6 protein-coding genes and 1 pseudogene are annotated in these 6636 nt (G+C 29.9%); 3 read left to right on the top strand and 4 right to left on the bottom strand.

The genetic code is table 11. The annotated features are described in order from the left end of the window. The first annotated feature begins 64 nt into the window (after nt 1–64). From ACIQ11_RS07950 to ACIQ11_RS07960, 3 genes and pseudogenes are all read left to right on the top strand, one after another. A complete protein-coding gene (locus ACIQ11_RS07950) occupies nt 65–616 on the top strand; it encodes a hypothetical protein (RefSeq protein WP_396154128.1) in 552 nt (183 codons plus the stop codon). 181 nt (nt 617–797) lie between these two features. Next, a pseudogene (locus ACIQ11_RS07955) lies at nt 798–1079 on the top strand (four helix bundle protein); the annotation flags it as partial. 38 nt (nt 1080–1117) lie between these two features. After that, a complete protein-coding gene (locus tag ACIQ11_RS07960) occupies nt 1118–2176 on the top strand; it encodes a nucleoid-associated protein (protein WP_396154129.1) in 1059 nt (352 codons plus the stop codon). A gap of 41 nt (nt 2177–2217) precedes the next feature. Here ACIQ11_RS07960 and ACIQ11_RS07965 read toward each other — a convergent pair whose 3' ends face one another. From ACIQ11_RS07965 to ACIQ11_RS07980, 4 genes are all read right to left on the bottom strand, one after another. Continuing rightward, entirely contained in the window at nt 2218–2826 is a 609-nt protein-coding gene (locus ACIQ11_RS07965) for a DEAD/DEAH box helicase (protein ID WP_396154130.1), read from the bottom strand. A 42-nt stretch (nt 2827–2868) separates the two neighbouring features. Next, nucleotides 2869–4032 carry a sigma-54-dependent transcriptional regulator gene (locus tag ACIQ11_RS07970; protein ID WP_396154131.1) on the bottom strand — a complete coding sequence of 388 codons (1164 nt, stop codon included), beginning with the start codon at nt 4030–4032 and terminating at the stop codon, nt 2869–2871. A 516-nt stretch (nt 4033–4548) separates the two neighbouring features. Next, a complete protein-coding gene (locus ACIQ11_RS07975; RefSeq protein ID WP_396154132.1) occupies nt 4549–5853 on the bottom strand; it encodes an ABC transporter permease in 1305 nt (434 codons plus the stop codon). Nucleotides 5854–5976: 123 nt separating this feature from the next. Beyond that, a partial coding sequence (locus ACIQ11_RS07980; RefSeq protein WP_396154133.1) for an ABC transporter ATP-binding protein occupies nt 5977–6636 on the bottom strand: 660 nt, incomplete at its 5' end.

Below are 6636 nucleotides of genomic sequence, written 5' to 3' on the forward strand. Positions count from 1 at the left end.
ATCGTAATTTTGAACAATAAAAGTTTTAAATATTGATTACTTTTGTTTTTTAAAATTACACATTATGATTTATAAGTTTAGAGCCATTTTAGACAATGAAGAAGATATTTTTAGAGATATTGCTATTGATTCAAAAGATAGCTTAGAAGATTTACACAATGCTTTAGTAAATGCATTTGGTTTTGATGGAACCGAAGTAGGTGCTTTTTATACTTGTGGAGACGATTGGGCTTGGCATGAAGAAGACGGTATTCCAATGTTTGACACCGGAGATATTCCAGGTGAAATAAAAACAATGGCCGAATATAAATTAGACGATTTAGTTCACGAACAAAATACAAAATTAGTTTATGTTTATGATTTATTCTCTATGTGGACCTTTTTTGTTGAATTAGCTGCTATTGAAGAAAACAAAGAAGATATAAATTATCCTGCATTATTGTTTTCTCACGGAATTTTACCCGACGAAGCTACAACAAGTGGTTTTAGAGGCGGCGATTTAGAAAACGAAGATTTGTTTAATGAGTTTGAAGATGATTTAGACGAAGATGATTTGGATGCTTATGGCGATTCTGAATCATACGAAGATCAAGGCTTTGAAGAGAACTGGAATTAGTTTTTTTTTAAGTTGCTAAGAAGCTAAGTTTCTTAGTAACTAAGAAAAACCCTCGAAAAAACATTTAATCCTATAAAAATATACGCCATATAAAATTTAAAACAAAATGAGCAACTTTAGGAATCTTCTTATTTGGCAAAAATCAATGGTTTTGGTTACTAAAATATAAAAAGTAACAAATAACTTTCCAAAAGAAGAAGTTTTTGGATTAACATCACAAATAAAAAGAAGTGCAATTTCAATTCCAAGTAATATTGCTGAAGGATTAGGAAGAGAAAGTAGCAAAGAGTTATTGCGTTTTCTAAAAATATCAATTGGTTCATTATTTGAATTACAAACACAATTAGAAATAGCAAAAAACATAATTTATTTAGACGAAGAAACTTTTAACAACTTGTATGAAGATACCAGAGAGTTAGAAAGAATGATAGTCTCATTTACAAACAAAATTAAAAACAACTAAGAAACTTAGCAACTCAGCTACTTAGCAACTTATAAAAAATGATAAACCTATTTAATACACACGTAGAAAACCTTTCTATACACCGAGTTGGAAACAAACATAAAGAAGAACCAATTTTTCTTTCTGAAAGTCCATACACGTTGAATGACGAAATTATGCCCATTTTAAAAGAGTATTTTTTTAAAGCTTTTCGCGAAAAAGAAGAAAACTATTTTCAGTTTGCTCACGAAGTAGATTTGGAATATAATGAAATGTTCAATTTAGCAACCGAAATATTTAACAATCCAAGCGAAATACATAACGTTTCAAAAAAAATAACACAACATTTATTTGAACAATCCAACCATCCACATATTAAAAGTGGCGAAGTATATATAGCCTATCTAACCAATGTTTCTATTGATAATAATGTTGTAGATGCTATTGGTGTTTTTAAAAGTGAAATTAAAACCGACTTTTTACAGTTTAAGGAAAGCGGAAGTAACTTAGAAATGATTTTACAAGATGGAATTAACTTAAATAAATTAGATAAAGGCTGTTTGATTTTCAATTACAAAAAAGAAGAAGGCTATAAAATTTTAACCGTAGACAGCAATAGATATGATGCGCGTTACTGGTTAGAACATTTTTTAAGTGTCGATGTTTTTCAAGATGAAACATTTATGACTAAGAAATACCTTCAATTTTGTAAAGATTTTGCTAAAGAAGTTGTTTTACCAGCTGAAGACAAGAAAGAAGAAGTGCTATTTATGAATCGTGCGGTAAATCATTTTGCAAAAAACGACGAATTTGAAGAAACTGCATTCTTAAATGATGTAATTATCAACCCAGATTTGATTCCTGAATTCAGAAATTATAAAATAGACAAAGGAGCAAAATATAGCATTGAAGACGTTTCTAATTTTGCTATTGCCAATGCTGCTGTAACTGATGTGCGTAGAAAACTTAAAAATGTTATCGAATTAGATACCAATATTCAAATTAAATTAGATTTCATAAACCCAGAAAGTGCAGAAAAATTTGTAGAAAAGGGTTGGGATGAAGAAAAGCAAATGTATTATTACTTGGTTTACTTTAACAAAGAAAGTAAATCATAATTATAAAAAAATCCTCAATTACTTCTAATTGAGGACTTTTTTTACATTTCAAAAAACAAGGGTTCTATCATAGTTCTATCAGCAACCGCTTCTACTCGATCTGAAATTTTATTACAAAAAATCAAACGTTGCGATTTAGAAATGCTTTCTGACATTCGATTTGTTTTGGCATCTAATCGAAGTTTAAATAAAATATCGGCGTCATCAACCACAAACATCAGCAATCTATTTACATCAAAACCTGCAGTAGCAAACATTAAATCTAAGCGATTAGGTGTTCCAATTAAAACATCAATACCTAACGAAATTTGATTTTTATCCCAATCCATATCACCTTTATCGTGTGCGCCGTAAACTCGTAATTGCGTGTATCGATTGTATTTTTTAAACATTTCAACCATTTCCAAAACTTTCTCTTTTGTTTCCACAACAATTAAAGCTCTGGGCGATTCCATAAATGGTTTTTCCAATCGTTGAATCACATTTAATACAATTGTTGTTGATTTTCCAGATTTTTTATCGGATTGAATTACAGCATCCGCACCACTTTTAATAGTTGAAAAAGTCTCTTGTTGCATTTCATTCGCTTCGGTTAAACCGTTTTCGATTAATGCTTCCTGTAAAAGTGGGTTTATTTTTTTTAATTGCATTTTATTTAGCGTTTTGCCGTAGGCTTTAAGCTTCAAGCTGATTTATTTAGAAGCGAACAAAGTTACATCATTTTCAGAGATTTCGTTGCCTCCAAGGATAATTAAACGTTCTAATACATTTCTTAGTTCTCGAATATTTCCTGTCCAATCGTATTCTTGTAATAATTTCACAGCTTGTTTAGAAAATATTTTATTGGTGGTTCCTTGTTCTTCAGAAATTTTAGAAGTGAAGTGTTCAATTAACGCAGGAATATCCTCACGCCTGTCATTTAATGCTGGAACTTTAATTAAAATTACAGCCAATCTATGGTATAAATCTTCTCTAAAACGACCTTCAGCAATTTCTGTTTTCAAATCTTTATTAGTTGCGGCAATCACACGAACATCTACTTTTATATCTTTATCTGCACCTACTCTTTGAATAAGATTTTCTTGCAAAGCACGTAAAACCTTAGCTTGCGCCGACAAACTCATATCTCCAATTTCATCTAAGAAAATAGTTCCGCCGTTTGCTGCTTCAAATTTTCCAGCTCTGTCTTTTACTGCAGATGTAAAAGCGCCTTTTACGTGTCCGAATAACTCACTTTCAATTAGTTCTGAAGGAATAGCAGCACAATTCACCTCAATAATGGCTTGTTGTGCACGATTGCTTTTTTCGTGTAATTGATGTGCTACTAACTCTTTACCTGTTCCGTTTGGACCTGTAATTAAAACTCTTGCGTCAGTTTGTGCTACTTTATCAATCATAGTTTTAATATGAGAAATGGCGTCACTCTCACCAATCATTTCGTAGTTTTTAGACACTTTCTTTTTTAGAATTTTATTTTCCACAACCAATTGCTTTTTGTCTAAAGCATTTCTAACAGTATTTAACAAACGATTCAAATCGGGTGGTTTTGAAATATAATCAAAAGCGCCTAAACGCATCGTTTGAATGGCAGTTTCTAAATCACCGTGACCAGAAATCATAACCATTGGGATTTCAGGTTTCATTTTTTTAACTGCTTCAAGCACCTCAACCCCATCCATTTTTGGCATTTTAATATCGCACAAAATCAAATCGAAATCTTCGTTTTTTACCAATTCAATCCCTTGTAAACCGTCTTCAGCTTCTTGCACTAAATACGTATCATTTTCTTCCGATAAAATTTTAGTTAAAACGCGTCTAATTGGCGCTTCGTCTTCTATGATTAGGATTTTGCTCATTTTCTTAGGTAATGGGTTAAAGGTAAATGGATAAAGGTTTAAAGGGTTTGCGAAATATCTTTTAAACTTTTAAACTAAAATGATGTAAAAATAAAGACAAAAACTAAAACGATTCCAATTAATTTAATTGATTCAGATTTTATAATTTCATTTAAAAAATCATTTGGAAAGTTTTGATTTTTAAAGTTATTATATTTTTTGTAAAACAAAAAAAGAATTATAAAAATAATTAGTAAAACAAAAGCAATAATTAAGTAAAACTCAATTTCATATTTATTTAAAATTGTTTTTAAAGACAAAAAAATAGGAAAAAACAAAACTAAAAATATTTTTTTTCTTTCTTTTTCTTTAATTACTTGCAATTTATTAACAAATTCAAAATCTAAATTTTTTTCAGCTTTTTTAATAATAAAATTTGAATAAATAAAACTAAAAGCTAAAATTATTGGTAATCCATAAACTAAAAAATCCATATCTCTACTAAACTTTTAAACTAAAACCTTCTAAACAATTTCACTAATATTTCAACCATTTATATAATTCTTTCCAAGTTGGTTTTTTGCCGTACATTAAAATTCCTACACGGTAAATTTTGCTTGCAAACCAAACTACTCCAACAAATGTAGCAAATAATAATACTAAAGAAATAATTATTTGCCAAGTAGGTACACCAAAAGGAATACGCATTAGCATTACTATTGGCGATGTAAACGGAATCATAGAAAAAATCGTAGCAATATTTCCGTGAGGATCGTTAGCAACCGTAAAAAATCCGATATATACGCCTAACATTAAAGGCATAATAATAGGCAATAAAAATTGTTGCGAATCGGTTTCGTTATCAACAGCGGCTCCAATGGCAGCGTATAGAGAACTATATAAGAAATAACCACCAATGAAATAAAATATAAACGAAATGATAATTGTAGCAATGGGTAAATTTCCTAATTCATCTAAATATAAAGGTAACTTCGCCATTAATCCGCTGTTTTCAGTGGCTAATTTCACTGCTTGCGGATTAGCACTTGCAGCGGTTTCTGCACCAAAAAAGGTAGAAACTATAAAGAAAATAGAGGTTCCAACAATAGCCCAAATGGTAAATTGCAAAATTCCTGCTAAAGAATTTCCTATAATTTTTCCCATCATTAACTGAAATGGTTTTACAGATGAAATGACAATTTCTATAATTCGATTGGTTTTTTCTTCAATCACACTTCGCATCACAAAGTTTCCGTAAATGATAATAAACATCATAATTAAATAGCCAAAAACAAAACCTAATCCAATTTTAATTTCATTAATTCCTTTTAAACTGGCATCACCTGAATATTTACTTAATTGCAAAACCGATTCCACTTTTGCCTTTTCAATTTTAGAAATATCTAAATTATTAGCTTTAAAATTATCCTGAGTTAAGATAGAATCCACTACAAACTCTATATTTGAGATAAACTCTGCACTTGCACTTTCATCTGAAATATATTGAACTTTAGACTTTAAATCTTGAATAGTTGCCGTTTTTGGAATAAATAACAATCCTTCATAACTTTTACTCGCTGTGTCTTTTGCGACTTTAAAAGGCATGGAAGACAAATCTGTAAAAGCGGTTTCTTTATCGGATTTTAAGCTACTTTTTAATATATTTCCTTCATCGTAAATGGCAATTTTAGTAGCTTCATCTTTGTTTAAACTAGATAAATAGCCAATTAAAAAAGTCATTCCCAAAAAAATTAGCGGACTTAAAAAAGTCATCACTATAAAAGATTTGTTGCGCACTTTGGCAATAAATTCTCTTTGTACGATTAATAATAATTTGTTCATTATGTTTTTTGTTTCAAGTTTAAAGTTGTTTTAGTTTGCTTCGCCTGTTCGTCTTTTTATGTCTCGAGTCAAGTTAAAGAAATTGAAAATCAACTTGGAATTTGGAATTTATATTTTTGGAATTTACTCCGTTACTGTTTGAATAAAAATATCATTTACACTTGGAATTTTCTCTGCAAAATGGGTTACTTGTCCGTTTTGAGATAAAATAGACAATAATTCATTTGAAGAATGATTTCCTAACTGAACTTCCAATTTTAAATCATCGTTTAACGATTTAAAATCGGTTTGACCGATAGTGAACTTTTGAGTTAATTGATACATTAACGCTTCCACATTTTGGGTCATAACGCCAACTTGAAATGTATTGGTTCGAAATTTACGTTTTACATCTTCCAATTTTCCTTCGATTAATTTATTCGATTTATGTATTAAAGCAATGTAATCGCACATTTCTTCTACACTTTCCATTCTATGCGTTGAAAAAATAATGGATGTTCCTTTTTTGTTTAATTCAATAATTTCATCTTTAATTAAATTGGCATTTACAGGATCAAATCCAGAAAATGGTTCATCTAAAATTAATAATTTTGGATTGTGAAGTACCGTTACTATAAATTGCACTTTTTGAGCCATTCCTTTAGAAAGTTCTTGAAGCTTTTTATCCCACCACGTTTCTATTTCAAACTTTTCGAACCAATATTTTAATTGTTTTTTGGCTTCTTGTTTGCTCATACCTTTTAGTTGAGCCAAATACAAACATTGCTCCCCTACTTTCATAGA

It is taken from the genome of Flavobacterium sp., from assembly GCF_044361065.1.
Lineage (GTDB): Bacteria > Bacteroidota > Bacteroidia > Flavobacteriales > Flavobacteriaceae > Flavobacterium.

What these genes read in the sequence shown, in the direction of transcription:
- ACIQ11_RS07965 (WP_396154130.1), bottom strand. Translation starts at nt 2,826, where the DNA reads ATGCAATTAAAAAAAATAAACCCACTTTTACAGGAAGCATTAATCGAA.
- ACIQ11_RS07970 (WP_396154131.1), bottom strand. Translation starts at nt 4,032, where the DNA reads ATGAGCAAAATCCTAATCATAGAAGACGAAGCGCCAATTAGACGCGTT.
- ACIQ11_RS07975 (WP_396154132.1), bottom strand. Translation starts at nt 5,853, where the DNA reads ATGAACAAATTATTATTAATCGTACAAAGAGAATTTATTGCCAAAGTG.
- ACIQ11_RS07960 (WP_396154129.1), top strand. Translation starts at nt 1,118, where the DNA reads ATGATAAACCTATTTAATACACACGTAGAAAACCTTTCTATACACCGA.
- ACIQ11_RS07950 (WP_396154128.1), top strand. Translation starts at nt 65, where the DNA reads ATGATTTATAAGTTTAGAGCCATTTTAGACAATGAAGAAGATATTTTT.